We start from the raw sequence: 18,560 nt of genomic DNA on the forward strand, positions 1-18,560 counted from the left end.
TCGCCATCGTTGGCGACCGATTCTGTAAGGTCGTCATTGATGACGACCTTCTTCCCCCACCGCCTCGCGCGCAAATCAATTTTCCTTGCAGAATCTGTACCTTCCATCACTGACTATACTTCTCTCTTGTGCCGTTCAAGGAGAAAGCGATGTTGTCTGCCAGCCCACCAGGTCGTGCCACTCTGTGGTTACTCTTCAGTTTGCTCACCCTGTTTCTCATGCCTTCAGCGCAGGCCGTCAATCTGCCTCAGGCCGCCGTCGCGGCACAGCAGACACAAACGCCGGCCGCGAGCAGCACCGCCGAAGGCGAACCCAGTGTAGAAGAGAAAAAAGCCGCTTACGCCGCGTTGGCCAATATTCTGGATAACAACGCCTCACGTCAGGAACTGATCGATCAGCTGCGCCAGGCCGCCAACAGCCAATCCTCCAGCGAACAGCCGGTGCTGGCGCCGCCGCAGGCGGATCAGGAAGATCCGACGGTGCTGGAGAGTATCACCAGCGTCACGCGTGAATATGGCGGCGCGGTGGCGTCACAATTCGTTCAGCTGCATGACAACATCACCAATGCGCCGCATAAGGCCTTTAACCAGCAAACCTTTTTCAATGCGCTGAAATACTTCGCCGCCCTCGCCGCGGCGGTGTTTGCTTTCTACTGGCTGACGCGCCGTTTGATGTGGCCAGTCTGGCAGCGCATGGGCCGCTGGGGACGCAAGCAAAATCTTGAACGCACCAAATGGCTGCACCTGCCCGCTATGATCGTACTGGCCTTTGTCCTCGATCTCCTGCTGCTGGCGCTGACGCTGTTTGTCGGCCAGATCATCAGCGACAACTATCACAACGGCAACCGCACCATCGCCTATCAGCAAGGGCTGTTCCTCAACGCCTTCGCGCTGATTGAATTTTTCAAAGCGGTATTGCGCCTGATTTTCTGCCCGCACTTTCCCGCGCTGCGCTTCTTCCACCTGGCGGACGCGCGCGCCAGCTACTGGAATACCCGGTTAAGCTGGCTGAGCGGGATAATTGGTTATGGTTTATTAGTCGTGGTGCCCATTGTTGCCAATCAGGTCAACATTCAGGTGGCTGCGCTGGTTAACATGCTGATTATGTTCATCATGACCGGCTGGGCCCTGTGGCTGATTTTCCGCAACAGAAGCAATATTCAGCATGAGCTGTCGCGACTGGCCGATCGCAGCATGACGTTTTTCGCGCTGTTTATTCGCGCCTTTGGCGTGGTGTGGCACTGGCTGGCAAGCGCCTATTTTCTCACGCTGTTTCTCCTTTCGATCTTCAATCCTGGCGACAGTCTGAAATTTATGATGTCCGCCACGGTGCGCAGCCTGGCGATCGTCGTGATTGCCGCACTGATTTCCGGCATCCTCACGCGCTGGATAGGTAAAACCGTCACGCTGTCGCCGGATCTGCGTCGCAACTACCCTGAATTGCAAAAGCGCGTTAATGATTGGGTAAAAGCGCTGCTGAAACTGGCGCGTGTGCTCACCGTGTTTGCCACGCTGCTGCTGCTGCTGAACGCGTGGAATCTGTTTGATCTCTGGCACTGGCTGACCCTCGGCAGCGGACAGAAAATGGTGGATGTGCTGATTCGCATCGTGATGATTGTGCTGCTGTCGGCGGTAGGCTGGACGCTATTGGCCAGCCTGATTGAGAGCCGCCTGGCCTCAGATTCGCATGGTCGTCCCATGCCCAGCGCGCGCACCCGTACGCTGCTGACGCTATTCCGAAATGCGCTGGCGGTGGTCATCAGCACCATCACCATCATGATTTTGCTGTCAGAAGTCGGCGTGAACATTGCGCCGCTGCTGGCCGGTGCCGGTGCGCTCGGTCTGGCGGTCTCATTCGGCTCACAAACGCTGGTGAAAGACATCATTACGGGCATCTTCATTCAGTTTGAAAACGGCATGAACACCGGCGATCTAGTGACGATTGGGCCGATTACCGGCACGGTGGAGCGCATGTCGATTCGCTCGGTGGGCGTACGTCAGGATACTGGCGCCTATCACATTATTCCGTGGTCTTCGATCACCACCTTCGCCAACTTTGTGCGCGGCATCGGCTCATTCGTCGCCAACTATGATGTGGATCGCAGTGAAGATACCGAACGCGTTAACGCGACGCTGCAAGCGGCAGTAAAAGAGTTGCTGGAGAACCCGGAGATTCGCGGCATGGTGATCGGCGAGCCAAGCTTTGCCGGCCTGGTGGGATTAACCAATCAATCCTTTACCGTGCGCGTCTCCTTCACCACTCAACCGCTGAAGCAGTGGACGGTGCGTTTTGCGCTGGATGATAAGGTGAAGAAGCATTTTGATGCGGCCGGCATTAAAGCGCCGCACCAAACGGTGGAGGTGATGCAAACCGGCAGCGATATCACCTCGGCTGCCAGCTTACCGGCGTTGCCACCGGCGCAATAAGCTTAGCGTTTCAGCCGCTTCGCGCGTGACGCGGGCGGCTGGAATGTCCAGGCGATAAAGCGGCTCTGCTTCTGCCCTTGTGCCATTTCGATGATGCGCACTTCATAGGCTTCCCGATCGCGCAGCTGGTCACGCAGCGCCGGTAGATTCTCTTTACGAGAGACCAGCGAGGTGAACCACACAATCTGGTCCGCGTGCGCCACGCTTTCATCGATCATCTGACCCACGAACTTACGTTCACCGCCGTCGCACCATAATTCGCTGTGATGACCGCCAAAATTGAGCGGCGCGTTTTTGCCCAGGCCCAGGTTACGCGTTTTACGCTGGCCAACGCTGGCTGCTTCTTCTGCAGAGGCGTGGAACGGTGGATTACACAGCACCGCATGGTAGCGTTCGTTTTTATGCACTACGCCCGCGAAAATGGATGACGCATCCTTTTGTCGACGCAAACGAATTGCGCGCTGCAGGCCAGAATTACTCGCCACGATCTGTCCCGCCGCGGTAATGGCCTCCGCGGTGATGTCGGTGCCGGTAAAGCGCCAGCCATATTCGGCATTGCCAATCAGCGGATAGATGCAGTTCGCGCCGCAGCCGATATCCATCACATCCAAATCACGCGGGATCACGCCGCCGTTATCGCTCGCCAGCAGATCGGCCAGCGCATGCACATAGTCAGCGCGGCCCGGCACCGGCGGGGTGAGGTAACCTGCCGGCAGCTGCCAGTTCAGGTTATAGAACAGTTTTAATAACGCCTGATTCAGCAGCATCACTGCTTCAGGATCGGCGAAATCCACCGACAACTCGCCGTAGCCGTTGGGACGCACTTTCACCGCCAGCGGCGGATGGGCTGCGGTAAGAGCCGCAAAATCATAACGGCCCTGATGGCGGTTACGCGGATGGAAAGGTGACGTGGCGGCTGGCTTGTTCATAGTTTCTCCGGAAAATAGCGCGGGCGTAAGATACCCCGCTGCGCGCGTAAAAGAAATTATCAGCCGCCGTTTTTTGCCATTATTTCTGTGCGCGAGCCAGCCATTGCTGCATCTGCGCCAGGGCATAAGTGCGTGAACTCACCACCTGATGCGGAATGCCGAACATTTTGCGCATCTTGCGCAATTCCGCACAGCGCGATGCCTCACTCTCAATACTCAGCATTCCTTTGCAGCGTTGACTCAGCAGTTGGCGATGGCGAATCAGCCAGTCCCCCCGCTGCCGCCGGTCGGCCTCGGTTTCCTCTACCCGCATATGATCATAGACCACCACAAACGGCGACTCTTGCTGTAGCAGCGCCAGCATTTCGGCTTCCCATTGGCTGGCGTAACCTGGCAGCACGGCCTGCTGGTTAAGATAAACCAGCGGGAAATCCTGAACATCATAGACGTAAAAATCGTTTTGATTTAAAGACATACAACCTCCTGAGAAGGATTAAAGCCATTTCGCCAGCAGCGTTGTCAGACGCCCGTGCGCGGGCGTTTCACCCGCCACCGCAATGCTGCAACTCATGCCAGCCGTGAGTAATTTATCTTTCGGTAACGCATCCAGTTCGATACGCACCGGAATGCGCTGCGCCAGGCGAATCCAGCTGAAGGTGGCCTCTACGCCGGGCAAGCCCTGCGCATCAACCTGCTGATTGGCGTCACTGATGCCACGCCCAAAGCTGGCAACGTGGCCGTTGAGCGTTTGGCTATCGCCCATCAGATGAACATCAACGCGGTCGCCAATTCGGATGGCATGTAATTTGGTTTCTTCGAAGTAGCCGGTGATCCAGAAGCTATGTGCATCCACCAGCGCCACCTCCGGCGTACCGGCCACCGCGTAATCACCCGCCTGCAAGCGCAAATGCGTCACGTAGCCATCCACCGGCGCCCGCACCGTAGATCGCTGTAAATTCAGCTGCGCGAGGGCCAGCGCCGCACTCGCCTGCTGCTGCTGCGCCTCCGCTACCTGCAACGCTTCGCGCGCGCGCTGGACCTCCTCGGCCGCCAGTAATGCAGCCATCTGTCGCCGCCGCTGCGCCTCATCGCGTTTTTGTTGCAACGTGGCATTGGCCTCCCTGAGCTGGGCTTCCGCCTGCGCCAGCGCCAGCTGAAAGCGCAGCGGATCAATCACAAATAGCGTGGTGCCGCGCGCGACAAACTGGTTATCCGCTACCGGCACCGCCTGCACCGTGCCAGAGATCTCCGGGGCGATACGAATCACCTGCGCACTGACGCGACCATCGCGTGTCCAGGGCGCCAGCACGTAGGCGCGCCATAACACCATCGCCAGCCAGAGTGCCGCCACCACCACGGCCAACGTCATTAAGACCTTAAGGGAAGACTTCCATGAGAATGTTGAATCAGACATAGAGAATGAACACCGCCAGTAAGAGAAACGACAAAGCAAATTCGAACAGCGCCGGGTGCCAGACCCAACGCAGCACACCACAACGCAACAGCAGCGCGCGTGCTGCAAGGAACAGCGGGAACGTGGCACAGAGATAGATAAAGAAAGGCGGCAGATAGATGCCCGCAATCGACACCTCACTTAACATGCGATCCCCCTATCTGCTGCGGCGAGAAGTAGTCGGCATGCTGCTGTAAAACATGGGCGATGGCGGTTAAACAGGCCGCCGAGGCGGCATCTTCCCGCAGGATGCGTGCCGTGCGTTGGGCATGTTTTGCCGCCTTGCGCGGGTTGCCAACGCGCCGTGCGATGCGCTGTTGAGCGCGAACCATTTGCGCCTGCCATTGAGAATTCAGCGTCAGGGCGCGTAGGCGCAGGATTTCACGCCCTAATTGCAGGCTGGCTAATCCCTGCTGCAATACGCGATCGTGCTCTTCTGGGTGCGTGCGCAGCAGTGCGCCAAGTTGCGCCAATCGATGCTGCTGTTGCTGCTGCCAGCGCAGCGGCCTGGCGGGCTTTCCTGCCAGCAGTGCAAGGCTACTGAGCCGAATCCGCGCCTGCAGTCTCTGCACATGCCGCGCCGGGTTGCGGGGCATTAACTGAAAGGCCAGCAGCGTCAAGGCCGTGCCCGTCAGCCACGCCAGCGACCAATTGAGAAGTTGGGAAATGTCATACACCATCGGATTGCTGGCCGCAGTTAAGGTGTTGAATCCCACCAGATACGCCAGTCCGCTCAATAGATGCTGTGGAAAACTGGTGGCATAAATGCCCGGCAGCCAGAACAGACTCAATACCAGTAACAACAGCGGCAAACCATTAATCAGCGGCAGCACCACAAAGGCGCAGATCAATGCCATTGGCAGCGCATAGAAGGTTCCACGCAGAAACTGGCGCGCACCCGCGGCGGGATGAGGAGATGTAGAGAGCAGCGCACAATAAGGCGCAATGATCAGCAGCATGATGTCCCCGGCTGGCCAGCCGCTGCCAAGCCACAGAGATGATGCCGCTAGCAAGGTTACAAAAGCGCGTAATCCATTGCGCCGCGCACCGCTCCAGTCACGATGAAAACTCGGTGCAACCAGGCGGGGCGAAGAAGAGGTATACGGCAAATAGCTGAGCACCTGCACCACGCGTTGCATGGCGATGATATGAGACTGATGAGATTGCGCTTCATCGGCACGCACCTCCCGCAGCAGATGTCGTGCCGCCGCTAATCCCGCCCGGCCCTGCGCGAGCGCAGCGGCAACATCCTGCCAGACTGTCTGTTGCGAGTGTTGGCAAGACGCCACCATTTCAGCCAACGCATCCATCGCCTGTTGGATCGCGCGCGTATGCTGCGCCAGCGTGACGGACTCGTGACGTGCCGCCGCCAGCAAATCATCAACGCTGTAGATTTCTGTCATCAGCCGATGTTGCGCCGTAGCGGGCCCTTGGGCGGCCAGCAGCGCGGCGGTTTGTTGCGTTAACCGCAGGAGTAAAGCATCAAGTTTGCTGCTGAGCGTGCGCCGACTGAACAGCGCCGTCACCAAACCCAGCGACATGACGCCGATCGCGACGGTCGAGGCGCGCCCCACCGCATGTTCAAAGGCCAGTTCGGGATGCTGCATGGCACCAAGCGTTGCCAGCCCAATGGTGTATCCGGCCACCGCCGCGCCTGAGGCGCGAAAGTGACGCAGCACGCTCATCGCCAGTACGCAGATGCCGAGCCACAGGCTTTCTGTCAGGACGAATAGCCAGGGAAGCTGAGCGAAAGCGGCCATCAGCGCCAGCGCCACCACCATGCCGGCGAGCGTGCCGATCAAACGCCATTTTCCCTTACCCAATACCGCCCCCTGAACGGGGTTCAATACCAGTAATACGGTGGTCGCCGCGGAATACGGCATATCCAGTTCCAGCGCGTAGGCCACCACCAGCGCGAGATTGGCGGCCAGCAAGGCGCGCAATACATAGGTCGCGCGCGGCGTCGTGAAATCGCATTGCGACACGAGCCGGTGGATAAATGAGAGAATACGGGACTGCATGGATGATCCTCAACCGTGAAAGTTGGGCTCACTGTAGGGAAAGGAATCCATGCGTAAAAGTGACGATTATTAAATTGATGAGTGCGTTAAACGCACGGGTTAATCACTCTTCAGCTGTCGCCGCTGCATAACTGGCGGAGGGTCTGACGCAACCAGCGATGCGCCGCATCCTGCTGAAAGCGTGGATGCCAGGCTTGCGTCAGCAGCACGGTCTCTAGCGGCACCGGAAGCTCAAACATGCGCACCCGCATTCCGGCGGTAATGGCACTGCGCGCCAGATGTTCCGGTAGCGGCAGCAGCAGATCCGAATCCTGCAGCGCAAAAATCGCGCTATAGGGTGTTGCAACAATTAGCGAGACCTGACGCTGCAACCCCTGCTGCTCCAGCGCACTATCAATTGGCCCGCTGGCTTTACCGCGCCGGGAAATGCTGATATGTCCCCAGCGCGTCAGCTGTTCGGGGGAAATATCGCTGGCGAAAATGGGATGGTCGTTACGCGCCAGGCCGACAAAACGCGTGGTGAACAGCGGCTGTACGCGAATCTCTGGCCCCAGTTGACGAGCGGCGCTGATAAACAGATCGACACGGCCACTGCGCAGTAATTCAACATCCACATCATCCTCTTCCGGAGCGAAATGCAGCAGCGCACGCGGCATCTCCTGCGCCATCGCCTCTAATACGCGACCAGAATAAAAGCCGGTGAAGGTGTCATTGGCGCGCACATTAAAGCGGCGCTCGAGCTCCGCCAAAGGCGCATTCTCCCCTTGCGTCAGTACCTGCGTCGCCTGTTCAACTGCCGCGCGCACCTGCTCACGCAGCGCCAGCGCGCGCGGTGTCGGTACCATTTTGCGCCCTGCCTGAACAAAAATCGGATCGCCCAACGTCTCGCGAATTCGGCCGAGCGTGCGGCTCATGGCGGGTGCGCTAAGATGCATGCGCCGGGCAGCCGCCGCCACGCTGCCCTCTTCCAGCAGGATATCTAGCGCAATTAATAGATTTAAATCCGGATGTTTCATTATCGCTCCCTGCCCTCACGAAAAGGCCATACTAGCCGCATTACGCTTGGGTAAACAACGGGGAGCAATGCGTGCGCTGTACGCAACTGCTGGCTATGGTGGCAGAAGCTAACCCGCTAAGATAAAACATTGATCATCATCGGGAGCAGAAGAAATGACACGCCAACGTTACTCTTATCAGCCACGCGCTGGACACGGTTTGCCGCACGATCCGCTGAATGCCATCGTCGGTCCACGCCCCATTGGCTGGGTCAGCTCACAAAGCGCCAGCGGTACGCGCAATCTGGCGCCGTACAGCTTCTTTAACTGCTTCAATTACCATCCGCCGATTATCGGTTTTGCCAGCAGCGGCTGGAAAGACAGCGTACAAAATATCTCAGAGACCAAAGAGTTTGTCTGGAACCTGGCAACGCGCCCGCTGGCTGAAGCAATGAACGAGAGTTCCGCCTCGGTGGCTGCGGATCAGGATGAGTTCGCGCTGGCGGGATTAACGCCGCTTGCGGCGTCACACGTGAATGTCAGCATGGTGGCGGAAAGCCCGGTAAATTTTGAGTGTAAATTGACACAGCTGATTCAGCTGCAGGATGCGCAGGGTAACCCGATTGATAGCTGGCTGGTGCTGGGAGAAGCCGTCGCCATTCATATTGATGAAGCACTGCTGGAAAATGGCATCTATCAAACTGCCAAAGCGCAACCGATCCTGCGTGCCGGTGGCCCGTCGGCCTATTACGGCATCAGTGAAGCGCTGCGCTTTGATTTGGTGCGCCCGGACGCCCGCCGCTCCTCGTAAGCCCGGTCGCCATGAATGGCGACCCTACGATGGGCTCATGCGGTTTGTAGGGTCGCCATTGATGGCGGCCGCCTTAAAAACCACGCGTTACAACCCGTTTTTCAACACCGCTACCGCGCGCGCGATCTCCGGTGCCAGCCAGCGATCTTCCTGCCAGTTAGCGACCTCCGCGCGCAGGCGGCGTAATGCCTGCGCCGTGCCCTGCGCCAGCTGATCTTCACCGTGGAAATCCAGCGCCTGCGCCGCCAGCAGATACTCAATCGCCAGAATCTGCCACACATTGCCCACCAGCTTCAGCAGCTTGAGCGCTGCGCCGGTACCGAGACTGAGATGATCTTCCTGCAAACCGGAGGTGACATAGTTATCCAGCACCGCCGGTTGCGCTAGCTGACGGTTCTCCGCACACAGCGACGCCGCCACATACTGCGCAATCATCATGCCGGAGTTGACGCCCGGCTGCGCCACCAGAAACGCCGGTAAGCCGCTAACCAAAGGATTGACCAGGCGATCGAGGCGACGCTCGGCGATGCTGCCCACTTCCGCCATCGCAATCGCCAGCAGATCCGCCGCCATCGCCACCGATTCACCGTGAGGATTAGCCTGCGACACCACGCGCCACGCATCCGGCGTGCCGAGCACCAGCGGATTGTCGGTGCAGGCATTGAGTTCGGTAGCAATCTGGCGCGCGGCGTGATCGAACTGATCGCGGCTGGCGCCGTGTACCTGCGGCATGGAACGCAGGCTCAGCGCATCCTGGGTGCGAATACCCACGCTTGCCGCCAGCAGCGGGCTGTCGCTGAGCAGCTGGCGCAAGCGCTGGCCGCTCAGCTGCATACCCGGACTGGCTTTCAGCGCAATCACTTCGGCATCAAAGGCCACCAGCTGTCCGCGCAACGCCTCAAAACTCATCGCGCCGGTCACGTCCGCCCAATCAAGTAGACGCGCCGCATCATCCAGCGCCAGGCAGGATAAACCGGTCATGCACGGCGTACCGTTGACCAGGCTCAACCCCTCTTTGGCGCCGGGGCGATAGGGCGTTAGCCCTGCTGTTGCCAACGCCTGCGCGGCAGGCATAATCTGGCCCTGATACTCCACGTCACCCACACCAATCAGCGCCAGGCCAATATGTGCCATGTGGCTGAGATAACCGACCGATCCCTGCGACGGCACCTGCGGCGTAATCTGCTGATTCAGCAGCGCCAGCAGATGCTGCACCAGCGCTACCGACACGCCAGATTTGCCATGGCTGTAGTTGGCAATCGCCGCGCACAGAATGGCGCGCGCCTGTTCACGCGTTAGCAGCGGGCCCACGCCACACGCATGGCTCAGCAACGTATTGCGTGAAAGCTGGCTGAGCTGATCTTCCGGCAGCGTGATGTTGCACAGTGCGCCCAATCCGGTATTGATGCCGTAAGCGATGTGGCCGCTCGCCACAATCTCATCAACAATGGCGCGCCCTTGCGCGATGCGCTGCCAGGCGCTGACGCTCAGACCGAGTTCCGCATCGTGCCGCGCCACCTGCACCAGTTCTTGCCACGTTAAGGGACCATCGCCCCACACCACGGTCATGCTTGCGGCTCCGCGCCATGATGGCTGGAGATAAACTGCTTGAAGCGCTGCGATCCCTGTTCACCAAACATCTCTTCCGGCGCGCCCTGGCAATCAATGGTGCCCTGATGCATAAACACCACGCGGTTAGAGACATTACGCGCAAAGCCCATTTCGTGGGTCACCACCAGCATAGTGCGCCCCTCTTCTGCCAGGCTGCGCATCACTTTCAGCACTTCGCCTACCAGTTCAGGATCGAGTGCAGAAGTCGGTTCATCGAACAACATCACTTCCGGATCCATCGCCAGCGCGCGGGCAATCGCCACACGCTGCTGCTGGCCGCCGGAGAGCTGCGCCGGGTAGAAATCTTTGCGATTCAGCAAACCCACGCGGTCCAGCAGCTGCTCCGCTTGTGCGATGCAGCTTTTCTTATCGCGTTTCAGAACAAAGTGCGGGCCTTCAATGACGTTTTGCAGCACCGTCATGTGCGACCACAGGTTAAAACTCTGGAATACCATGCCAAGGCGCGAGCGCAGACGCTCAATCTGTTTGGGATTCGCCGCCAGGCGGTGCCCACGCGCATGGTGTTTCATCTCAATGGTTTCACCACCGACGCTCACCACACCGGCATCCGGTGTTTCCAGCAGGTTGATGCAGCGCAGCAAGGTACTTTTGCCCGAGCCGCTGGCACCGAGAATCGAGATGACATCGCCTTTATGGGCCTGCAGCGAAATGCCTTTCAGAACTTCCATCGCGCCAAAAGATTTATGGATATCGGTGGCGGATAAGGTAACGGGTGATGTGTGGTGCATATTACTCTCCGGCAAGCGGTTTAACGGCGGGCAACGGCTTTTTTGCGGCACGATGTTGCGCACTCAGACGGCGCTCTAACAGCGCGTACAGCTGGACGATAATAAAATTAAGAATCAGGTAAATAGCCGCGGCGCAGATAAACACTTCCATGGTGCGATAGGTGCGCTGAATAATCTGCTGTGCGACGCCAGTGACGTCCCAAACGGTAACGAGGCTGGCTAACGCGGTGGATTTCACCAGCAGAATCGCCTCGGTGGAGTAAGCCGGCAGCGCATAGCGCAGCATGATCGGTGCGATGATGCGGCGCAGCAGCAGCCAGCGCGACATGCCGCAGGCCAGCCCGGCTTCCACTTGTCCGGCAGGCACTGCCAGCAGCGCCCCACGCAGAATTTCCGCGGTATAGGCCGCCGTACACAGCGACAACGCCAGCACCGCGCAGGTGAACGGCTCACGCAGGAACGGCCAGACAAAGCTATGGCGAATCACACCAAATTGGCCGAGACCGTAATAGATCAGAAACAGTTGGATCATCAGCGGCGAGCCGCGAAACACTAAAATGTAGCCGCGCGCAAAGCCGCTCAGCACCCGCCAGCGACTCATGCGCAGCGACAAAATGCCAATCGCCAAAATGCCGCCGCAGAGAAAGGCGCTGATAAACAGGCCGAGCGTCACCGGCAGCGCCGCACTGAGCTTGAGAAAGGTGTCGGAGAGAAAGGCGAAATCGATCATGCTGCTGCTCCTTAATGCTGTGCCGCAGTGCGACTTTGCCACGCACGACCCAGGCGCGATTCCGCCCGACGGAACGCATGATTAGACACTAATGTCAGCACCAGATAGCAGGCAGCGCCGACCAGATAAAAGGTGAAGTAATCGCGCGTGGATCCGGCCGCGACCTGGCTGGCGCGCATCAATTCAACGATGCCGGTCACCGATACCAGCGCTGAATCTTTCAGGCTCATCTGCCACACATTCGACATGCCCGGCAGCGCATAGCGCACCACCTGCGGCAGCAGAATGCGCTGCGCAATACGCCAACGCGGCATACCAATCGCCACGGCCCCCTCAACTTCACCTTTGGCCAGCGCCAAACGTGCCGCGCGATACACTTCCCCCTGATATGAACCGGAGATGAGCCCAATCGCTAGCGCACCAATCAGAAAAGGTGGCGCTTCAATGAAGCCATCCGCGCCGAACATCTGTCCCACCAGCGTAATCAGGCCCGATCCGCCAAAGTAGAACAGATAGATCACCAGCAGTTCCGGGATGCCACGAAACACCACCGAATAGCCTTCACCCAACCAGCGCAGCCAGCGCTGAGGCGATAACTTAGCCGCCGCGACCCCGGAACCGACTACCGCACCAATCATCAGCGCCGCCAGCGACAGCAGCAGCGTGGTGCAGGCAGCACTCAGGATCAGGCGGCCCCAGCCATCAGCACCAAAACTCAGCAGGCTCATCATCTTTCACCTCACTTACGGGGTTACGTCAGTTTTAAACCACTTCTCGCTGAGCTTTTTGACAGTACCGTCAGCCAGCGCCGCATGAATGGCCTCATCGAGTTTGGCTTTCAAATCGTTATCCGCCATGCGTACGCCCATCGCTTCGCCCTCGCCCCAGATTGGGCCGCCGAGCTGTGGACCGCTGAAGATCAGGTTGCTGTTCTCTTTGCGCGCCAGCATCGATTGCGCAAAAGTCACGTCATCAAACACCGCATCGATACGTCCTGATTGCAAATCGAGGATGGCATCCGCGGATGAGGTGTACTCGCGTACGTCGGCATCACCTTTGAAGTACTTATCAATAAACGGCGTGTAGACGGTGCCGGAGGCGATACCGATGGTTTTGCCCTTCAGCGCCGCTTTCAGCGGGGCAATTGCTGCGTTGATCTCTTTTTCATCGTCATGCAGCTTGATGATGTTGTGATCGGCCGGAAGCAGCGGGCTGTCCTTAGTGGTGATAAAGGTGGCGGGCGTTGAAGCATAAGGCGCGGTGAAGTTGACCACTTTTTTACGATCTGGCGTGATGACAATCGCATCCATGATTACGTCATATTTACCGGCATTCAGGCCGGCGATCATACCGTCCCAGTTCTGCACCACCAGTTTGCATTGAACACCCATGCGCTTGCACAGATCTTCCATCAGCTCAGGTTCAAAACCGCCTAACTTGCCGCCCGGCAGCGTCAGGTTCCAGGGTTCATAGCTGCCTTCGGTAGCGATAGTGATCGATTTCCACTCTTTAGCCTGTGCAGCAACGCCGCTGATCATCAGGCTGGCAAACAGGGTCGTGAGGCAAAAACGGCGAATCTGAGCGCGGTGCGTCATGCGGCTTCTCCTGGTCATTAATCGAATGAGGCGGTCTCTGCTGAAGGTGAATTTGCAGATGACCTTTCATGTATATACAAGTTAGCGTGCGGCAGATCATTGTCGGCATAAGCTTTTTGTGAGCCAGCCACTATAAAAAAACATAATCGCTACGTGGTCTTTACTTGTACATACAACCTAGCAAGCGCTATGCCAAAATAGCAAAGCCGCAAAATCAGGGGGATAATCACGCGATGAACGTAAATAGTGCACTACAAGGAGGCGAGGCGCGCATCACTATGGTGCACGTAGGGTCGCCATTCATGGCGACCGTCTGGATGACGCACAGGGTAAACCGGTCGCCATAAATGGCGACCCTACAGATGTTGGGAGCGTGTTTAAACCGTTTTACCCGCTTCAATAAACGCCTGCAGCAGCGGTTTCAGCACCTTCTGTAGCTGCGCAGCACGATCCTGTTGCCACGCAAACGGCGGCGTCTCATCCATATAATTGAGCTGCGCCAGTTCCAGCTGCACCGCCTGCACGCCCTGCTCGGGTTGACCATAAGCGCGCGTAATATAGCCACCTTTAAAGCGACCGTTAACGATCCAGCTGTAATCCTTCTGCGCATTGCACACGTGTTTAATCGCATCGATCGCCGCGCTGGAGCAGCTGACGCCATCATTAGTCCCGATGTTGAGATCCGGCAAGCGTCCCTCAAACAGGCGCGGAATCACCGAAGCGATGGAGTGCGCATCAAACAATAATGCATAACCGTGCTGCGCTTTCAGGCGCGTCAGCTCTTGCTGCAGCTGCTGGTGATACGGCTGCCAGATGGTGTCCAGATAGCCCTGCCGCGCCTCGGCACTCGGCGTTTTACCGGCGGCAAAGGTTGGCGTGCCGTCGAATAATGTTTCCGGATACAAACCGGTGGTGGCCGTGGCGTAGAGCGGTTGATTGTCCGCCGGCCGATTAAGATCGATGACAAAACGCGAATAGTGGCCAATTAACACGCTGGCGCCGAGATCGCGGACAAAGTCATACAGCAGCGGAATATGCCAGTCAGTGTCCGGTAAACCGCGCGCCGCGTCGCTCAATCCGGCCTCCACTTCTGGCGTTAATTGGATGCCCGCATGCGGAATGCTGACCAGCAGCGGAATCTTACCGGCCGTGAAATGAAAAGATGTCATTGCGCTTCTCCACGATAAATAACCTGGCACGGCAGTTCGCCGCCCAGCCAATAAACCAACTCAGCCGGACGCGCCAGCGGCCAGTGGACAAAATTCGCCACCTTGCCCACTTCCAGCGAACCGTGCGACTGCTGAAGTCCTAACGCTTTGGCCCCCCACAAGGTCACGCCTGCCAGCGCCTCTTCCGGCGTTAAACCAAACAGCGTGCAGCCCATGTTGAGCATCAGGCGCAGCGATAATGCCGGTGAAGTGCCCGGATTGGCATCGCTGGCCAGCGCCATCGGCACGCCGTGCTGGCGGAAGAGTTCCACCGGCGGGCGCTGGGTTTCACGCAGCAGATAAAACGCGCCCGGCAGCAGTACTGCAACGGTACCGTGCTGCGCCATGGCTTTCGCATCCTCTTCGGTAGCGTATTCGAGGTGGTCGGCGGAGAGCGCGCCGTAACGCGCCGCCAGCGCCGCGCCGCCCAGCGCCGACAACTGTTCAGCATGCAGTTTCACCGGAAAATCCAGTGCCTTAGCTGCATCAAATACCGCGCGGACCTGCTGCGGCGAAAAGGCTAAATGCTCACAAAATGCATCCACCGCATCCGCCAATCCTTCGGCTTTCACCTGCGGTAACAGGCGTTGGCAGATGATATCGATCCAGCCTTGCGGGTTATCTTTAAACTCCGGCGGGAAACCGTGCGCGGCTAAGCAGGTGGCCTGCACATCGGCGGGTACCGTTTTCGCCAGCTCGCGGATGGCACGCAGCATGGTCAGCTCGCTGGCTTCATCAAGACCGTAACCCGATTTGATCTCTACCGTGGTCACGCCTTCCGCCAGCAGCCGATCCAACCGCCAGCGCGCGCTCGCCACCAGCTCTTGCTGCGATGCAGCGCGGGTAGCACGCACCGTGGAGAGAATGCCGCCGCCCTGCGCCGCGATCTCCGCATAGCTTACGCCATTCAAACGCTGCTCAAACTCCTGGCTGCGATCGCCGCCAAACACCAGATGCGTATGGCAATCCACCAGACCGGGCGTGATGATGCCGCCGCTAAATGCATGCTCTTCGCGTGCAGTAAACGCCGGGCATTCGCTGCGCGGCCCTAGCCAAATCAGTTTCCCTTGATCGACCGCCAGCGCGCCGTCGGCAATCAGATTGTAGTGCCCGTCACGCATCGTAACGATGTCGGCCCCCAGCCACAGGCTGTCGATCTGCTTCGTTTCTGCCATCCCACTCCCCTTCACGTTCGGCGATTTACACTGCGCATCAAAGTATGTATATGTATATACAACTTTCCGCCATGGAGGATCAACCATGACAACTTTTTTTGCCCCCCGCGCGCTGCTGGCCGATGGCTGGCACGAACACGTGCTGATCGCCACCAACGCGACCGGACACATCACTGACCTTACACCCAACAGCGAGCCCGGTACGGCGACGCGCCTGGTTGGATCGGTTATCCCGGCGATGGCCAACCTGCATTCCCACGCCTTCCAGCGTGCGATGGCCGGGCTGGCCGAAGTGGCGGGCGATCCGCAGGATAGCTTCTGGACGTGGCGCGATCTGATGTATCGCATGGTGCAGCGACTGTCGCCAGAGCAGGTCGGTGCTATCGCTACCCATCTCTACATCGATATGCTGAAAGGTGGCTACAGCCAGGTGGCGGAATTCCACTATTTGCACCACGATCCGCTCGGCCAACCCTATGCTGATGATGCGATGCAGCTCGCCCTGATGGCTGCGGCCGACACCGCCGGCATTGGCCAAACGCTGCTGCCGGTGTTGTACAGCTATAGCGGCTTTGGTTCGCAGCCCGCCAGCGACGGCCAGCGCCGTTTTATCCAGCAAACTGCGGCCTACCTGCAACAGCAGCAGCGTGTGGCGAGCTGGAGCGCGGATAAGCCGCTGCTTAATCATGGCATCTGTTTCCATTCGCTGCGCGCGGTGGATGAAGCGCAGATGCACGAGGTGTTAGCCGCTTGCCCGCAGGATGTGCCGGTGCACATCCACGTTGCCGAGCAGGAAAAAGAGGTGAATGACAGCCTGGCGTGGAGCGGCGAACGTCCGGTGGCCTGGCTACTCAATCGCTTCGATGTCGATCAACGCTGGTGTTTGATTCACGCCACCCATCTGGATGACGATGAGATTGAGCGCATGGCGATGAGTGGCGCAGTGGCAGGTTTATGCCCAACCACCGAGGCCAATCTCGGCGACGGCATTTTCCCGGCGGTGGAGTACATTGCACGCGGTGGCCGCTGGGGCATTGGTTCTGACAGCCATGTATCGCTTAGCGCGCTGGAGGAATTACGCTGGCTGGAGTACGGCCAACGACTACGCGATCGTCGGCGCAACCGCATTACGTTGCCGAACCAGCCGTCGGTGGGCGATCTGCTGTGGCAGCAAGCCGCGCAGGGTGGCGCGCAGGCGTGCGGCGTGCAGGCTGGCGAATTAGCCATCGGCAAACGTGCCGACTGGCTGGTGCTGGCAGAAGATGCGTTTCTCGGCAGCGTTAGCACCGCTTCGCTGCTGAATCGCTGGCTGTTTGGTGGGCAACGCGAGCAGATTCGCGACGTGTTTGTGGCGGGCAAGCAGGTCATTCATCAAGGCCATCATGCGGCAGAACACCAGGCGGCAGCGCACTTTGCCGAAGCGATGAGGGCGTTACAATGAGAACGCGCTTTGCCTATGACCAGCTACCGGTGAGCCGCTGGCGCAACGGCGGCGGTGAGACGCGTGAAATTATCAGCTATCCGCCGGGCGAAGCGCAGTTTGAGTGGCGCGCCAGCATCGCGACCATTTCCGCCGACGGCCCCTTTTCCCCCTTCCCCGGCATTGATCGCGTGATTACCCTGCTGCACGGCGACAGCGTCTTGCTGGAAAGTGCCCACCTTCAGCAGCGGTTACAGCCGCTGCAGCCGTGGGCATTCCCCGGTGAATGGGCGATTGACGCCAAAATTAGCGGCAGCTGTCAGGACTTCAATATTATGACGCGGCGCGGCAGCTGGCGCTCTGCGGTCAGCCTTGCGCAAACAGCGGTCAGCGGTGAAAACGGTGTGGCGTGGGTGGTAGCGGGCTCATGGCAAACGCCAGCCGGGGAAACGCTGGCAGTGAATCAGGGGATTTGGTGGCTGGATGAAAAGCTACAGCTGGCACCGCAAACGCATGATGCCAGGCTGCTGTTCGTGGCGCTTACCCGTGACCTCTAAACCGTCCCAGCAATTTATAGCGCGAGCCCGGATAAAGCAGACGTGCGTAAGTCACAATCTTGTTATCGCTCCACGTCTGACGGCGAATCAGCAGGCAGGGTTCGTGCTCATCCAGCGCCAGATGCTTACGCTGGCGCAGATCCGGCAATACGGCTTCCACAATATGTTCACCCGCCGTCAGCGGCGCCACGCGCATCAAATAGGTATAGGGCGTCAGCTGATGGTAATCCTGGCTAAGATAATCCGGCGCCACCAGCGGGTTTACCAAACGGTCTTCCAGCTGTACCGGCAGATCGTTTTCGTAATGCACGATCAGCGAGTGGAATAGCGTTTGCCCGGTAGACAAGCCCAGCACCGCCGCCTGTTCCGGATCGGCCTTCATCTGCCCAATCGACAAAATCTGGCAGCTGTGCTGATGCCCACGTTGGGCAATTTCATCGGCGATGTTGTGCACTTCCAGCATCGCGGTGTAGCCCTTCATCTCCGCGACAAAGGTGCCAACTCCCTGCATGCGCACCAGAAAACCTTCGCTGGTTAACTCACGCAGCGCGCGATTAATAGTCATACGGCTTACGCCTAGCTCATTGACCAGCTCACTTTCAGAGGGCACACGCTGGTTGGCTTTCCAGTGACCTTCACGGATCTGGCTAACGATCGCCTGCTTCACCCGCTGGTAAATTGGCGCGGGTTCATCCCCCATCGCCGCAGCCAGCTGTGCTACTGCCGTTTGCTCCGCCATTTCCTGTTCCTTTTTCCAATAATGTCTAAAGTTTACTGTCTCAGGGCGTAAATGTATATACATCCAATAGTGCAGCGCGCCCAGCGCTGGTGCAGCTTTCGATCCAGTTTGGTGCAACCGGTTTACCGTTTCGCCTGTTAT

At 58.5% G+C, this 18,560-nt stretch carries 18 protein-coding genes; 4 read left to right on the plus strand and 14 right to left on the minus strand.

What is annotated here, in order from left to right:
- The first annotated feature begins 149 nt into the window (after positions 1-149).
- Positions 150-2,426 carry a mechanosensitive channel protein gene (gene ybiO / locus CRO19_RS02440; RefSeq protein WP_097094444.1) on the plus strand — a complete coding sequence of 759 codons (2,277 nt, stop codon included), beginning with the start codon at positions 150-152 and terminating at the stop codon, positions 2,424-2,426.
- Positions 2,427-2,428: 2 nt separating this feature from the next.
- Here the strand turns inward: ybiO and rlmF are convergent, their stop codons facing one another.
- From rlmF to CRO19_RS02470, 6 genes are all read right to left on the minus strand, one after another.
- A complete protein-coding gene (rlmF, locus tag CRO19_RS02445; protein ID WP_097094445.1) occupies positions 2,429-3,355 on the minus strand; it encodes a 23S rRNA (adenine(1618)-N(6))-methyltransferase RlmF in 927 nt (308 codons plus the stop codon).
- A gap of 79 nt (positions 3,356-3,434) precedes the next feature.
- The gene (locus tag CRO19_RS02450; protein WP_097094446.1) at positions 3,435-3,830 is read right to left on the minus strand and encodes a hypothetical protein; all 396 of its coding nucleotides are present in this window, start codon (positions 3,828-3,830) and stop codon (positions 3,435-3,437) included.
- An 18-nt stretch (positions 3,831-3,848) separates the two neighbouring features.
- Entirely contained in the window at positions 3,849-4,769 is a 921-nt protein-coding gene (locus CRO19_RS02455; RefSeq protein WP_320204455.1) for an efflux RND transporter periplasmic adaptor subunit, read from the minus strand.
- Entirely contained in the window at positions 4,762-4,956 is a 195-nt protein-coding gene (locus CRO19_RS02460; protein WP_097094448.1) for a DUF1656 domain-containing protein, read from the minus strand. The genes CRO19_RS02455 and CRO19_RS02460 overlap by 8 nt, the downstream gene beginning before the upstream one ends.
- Positions 4,946-6,829 carry an FUSC family protein gene (locus tag CRO19_RS02465; protein WP_097094449.1) on the minus strand — a complete coding sequence of 628 codons (1,884 nt, stop codon included), beginning with the start codon at positions 6,827-6,829 and terminating at the stop codon, positions 4,946-4,948. Before CRO19_RS02465 ends, CRO19_RS02460 begins: the two co-directional genes overlap by 11 nt.
- Before the next feature lie 110 nt (positions 6,830-6,939).
- Positions 6,940-7,845 (minus strand): LysR family transcriptional regulator, encoded by a 906-nt coding sequence (locus tag CRO19_RS02470; RefSeq protein ID WP_097094450.1) that lies wholly within the window; start codon positions 7,843-7,845, stop codon positions 6,940-6,942.
- A 154-nt stretch (positions 7,846-7,999) separates the two neighbouring features.
- Between CRO19_RS02470 and CRO19_RS02475 the strand changes: the two genes are divergently transcribed.
- Positions 8,000-8,635, plus strand: a complete 636-nt coding sequence (locus tag CRO19_RS02475) for a flavin reductase family protein (protein WP_097094451.1) — start codon at positions 8,000-8,002, stop codon at positions 8,633-8,635.
- 87 nt (positions 8,636-8,722) lie between these two features.
- Here the strand turns inward: CRO19_RS02475 and CRO19_RS02480 are convergent, their stop codons facing one another.
- The 7 genes from CRO19_RS02480 to hutI all read right to left on the minus strand — a co-directional run bounded on the left by CRO19_RS02480 (position 8,723) and on the right by hutI (position 15,703).
- Positions 8,723-10,204: an HAL/PAL/TAL family ammonia-lyase gene (locus CRO19_RS02480; RefSeq protein ID WP_097094452.1), complete on the minus strand. Its 1,482-nt coding sequence runs from the start codon at positions 10,202-10,204 to the stop codon at positions 8,723-8,725.
- On the minus strand, positions 10,201-10,995 hold the full coding sequence (locus CRO19_RS02485) for an ABC transporter ATP-binding protein (RefSeq protein WP_097094453.1): 795 nt from the start codon (positions 10,993-10,995) through the stop codon (positions 10,201-10,203). Before CRO19_RS02485 ends, CRO19_RS02480 begins: the two co-directional genes overlap by 4 nt.
- Before the next feature lies 1 nt (position 10,996).
- Positions 10,997-11,725: an ABC transporter permease gene (locus CRO19_RS02490; RefSeq protein WP_097094454.1), complete on the minus strand. Its 729-nt coding sequence runs from the start codon at positions 11,723-11,725 to the stop codon at positions 10,997-10,999.
- An 11-nt stretch (positions 11,726-11,736) separates the two neighbouring features.
- Positions 11,737-12,456, minus strand: a complete 720-nt coding sequence (locus tag CRO19_RS02495) for an ABC transporter permease (RefSeq protein ID WP_097094455.1) — start codon at positions 12,454-12,456, stop codon at positions 11,737-11,739.
- A gap of 12 nt (positions 12,457-12,468) precedes the next feature.
- Entirely contained in the window at positions 12,469-13,320 is an 852-nt protein-coding gene (locus CRO19_RS02500; RefSeq protein ID WP_097094456.1) for a transporter substrate-binding domain-containing protein, read from the minus strand.
- Positions 13,321-13,697: 377 nt separating this feature from the next.
- Positions 13,698-14,489 carry an N-formylglutamate deformylase gene (hutG, locus tag CRO19_RS02505; RefSeq protein WP_097094457.1) on the minus strand — a complete coding sequence of 264 codons (792 nt, stop codon included), beginning with the start codon at positions 14,487-14,489 and terminating at the stop codon, positions 13,698-13,700.
- On the minus strand, positions 14,486-15,703 hold the full coding sequence (gene hutI, locus CRO19_RS02510) for an imidazolonepropionase (protein WP_097094458.1): 1,218 nt from the start codon (positions 15,701-15,703) through the stop codon (positions 14,486-14,488). The genes hutG and hutI overlap by 4 nt, the downstream gene beginning before the upstream one ends.
- A gap of 85 nt (positions 15,704-15,788) precedes the next feature.
- Here hutI and CRO19_RS02515 point away from each other — a divergent pair, with 85 nt between their 5' ends.
- Both CRO19_RS02515 and CRO19_RS02520 read left to right on the plus strand, forming a co-directional pair.
- Positions 15,789-17,144: a formimidoylglutamate deiminase gene (locus CRO19_RS02515; protein ID WP_097094459.1), complete on the plus strand. Its 1,356-nt coding sequence runs from the start codon at positions 15,789-15,791 to the stop codon at positions 17,142-17,144.
- Positions 17,141-17,680, plus strand: a complete 540-nt coding sequence (locus CRO19_RS02520; protein WP_097094460.1) for a HutD/Ves family protein — start codon at positions 17,141-17,143, stop codon at positions 17,678-17,680. The genes CRO19_RS02515 and CRO19_RS02520 overlap by 4 nt, the downstream gene beginning before the upstream one ends.
- Here the strand turns inward: CRO19_RS02520 and hutC are convergent.
- On the minus strand, positions 17,664-18,419 hold the full coding sequence (gene hutC, locus CRO19_RS02525) for a histidine utilization transcriptional repressor HutC (protein ID WP_097094461.1): 756 nt from the start codon (positions 18,417-18,419) through the stop codon (positions 17,664-17,666). The two genes, CRO19_RS02520 and hutC, sit on opposite strands and share 17 nt — an antisense overlap.
- Positions 18,420-18,560: the final 141 nt, after the last annotated feature.

The sequence above is a fragment of the Candidatus Pantoea floridensis genome, assembly GCF_900215435.1.
Lineage (GTDB): Bacteria > Pseudomonadota > Gammaproteobacteria > Enterobacterales > Enterobacteriaceae > Pantoea > Pantoea floridensis.

Bases quoted from the DNA above. Each gene is read 5' to 3' on its own strand.
- CRO19_RS02475 (WP_097094451.1), top strand. From the start codon at position 8,000: ATGACACGCCAACGTTACTCTTATCAGCCACGCGCTGGACACGGTTTG.
- CRO19_RS02515 (WP_097094459.1), top strand. From the start codon at position 15,789: ATGACAACTTTTTTTGCCCCCCGCGCGCTGCTGGCCGATGGCTGGCAC.
- CRO19_RS02500 (WP_097094456.1), bottom strand. From the start codon at position 13,320: ATGACGCACCGCGCTCAGATTCGCCGTTTTTGCCTCACGACCCTGTTT.
- hutG (WP_097094457.1), bottom strand. From the start codon at position 14,489: ATGACATCTTTTCATTTCACGGCCGGTAAGATTCCGCTGCTGGTCAGC.
- CRO19_RS02490 (WP_097094454.1), bottom strand. From the start codon at position 11,725: ATGATCGATTTCGCCTTTCTCTCCGACACCTTTCTCAAGCTCAGTGCG.
- CRO19_RS02470 (WP_097094450.1), bottom strand. From the start codon at position 7,845: ATGAAACATCCGGATTTAAATCTATTAATTGCGCTAGATATCCTGCTG.
- hutC (WP_097094461.1), bottom strand. From the start codon at position 18,419: ATGGCGGAGCAAACGGCAGTAGCACAGCTGGCTGCGGCGATGGGGGAT.
- CRO19_RS02460 (WP_097094448.1), bottom strand. From the start codon at position 4,956: ATGTTAAGTGAGGTGTCGATTGCGGGCATCTATCTGCCGCCTTTCTTT.
- CRO19_RS02520 (WP_097094460.1), top strand. From the start codon at position 17,141: ATGAGAACGCGCTTTGCCTATGACCAGCTACCGGTGAGCCGCTGGCGC.
- CRO19_RS02455 (WP_320204455.1), bottom strand. From the start codon at position 4,769: ATGTCTGATTCAACATTCTCATGGAAGTCTTCCCTTAAGGTCTTAATG.
- rlmF (WP_097094445.1), bottom strand. From the start codon at position 3,355: ATGAACAAGCCAGCCGCCACGTCACCTTTCCATCCGCGTAACCGCCAT.
- CRO19_RS02485 (WP_097094453.1), bottom strand. From the start codon at position 10,995: ATGCACCACACATCACCCGTTACCTTATCCGCCACCGATATCCATAAA.
- ybiO (WP_097094444.1), top strand. From the start codon at position 150: ATGTTGTCTGCCAGCCCACCAGGTCGTGCCACTCTGTGGTTACTCTTC.
- CRO19_RS02465 (WP_097094449.1), bottom strand. From the start codon at position 6,829: ATGCAGTCCCGTATTCTCTCATTTATCCACCGGCTCGTGTCGCAATGC.
- hutI (WP_097094458.1), bottom strand. From the start codon at position 15,703: ATGGCAGAAACGAAGCAGATCGACAGCCTGTGGCTGGGGGCCGACATC.
- CRO19_RS02480 (WP_097094452.1), bottom strand. From the start codon at position 10,204: ATGACCGTGGTGTGGGGCGATGGTCCCTTAACGTGGCAAGAACTGGTG.
- CRO19_RS02495 (WP_097094455.1), bottom strand. From the start codon at position 12,456: ATGATGAGCCTGCTGAGTTTTGGTGCTGATGGCTGGGGCCGCCTGATC.
- CRO19_RS02450 (WP_097094446.1), bottom strand. From the start codon at position 3,830: ATGTCTTTAAATCAAAACGATTTTTACGTCTATGATGTTCAGGATTTC.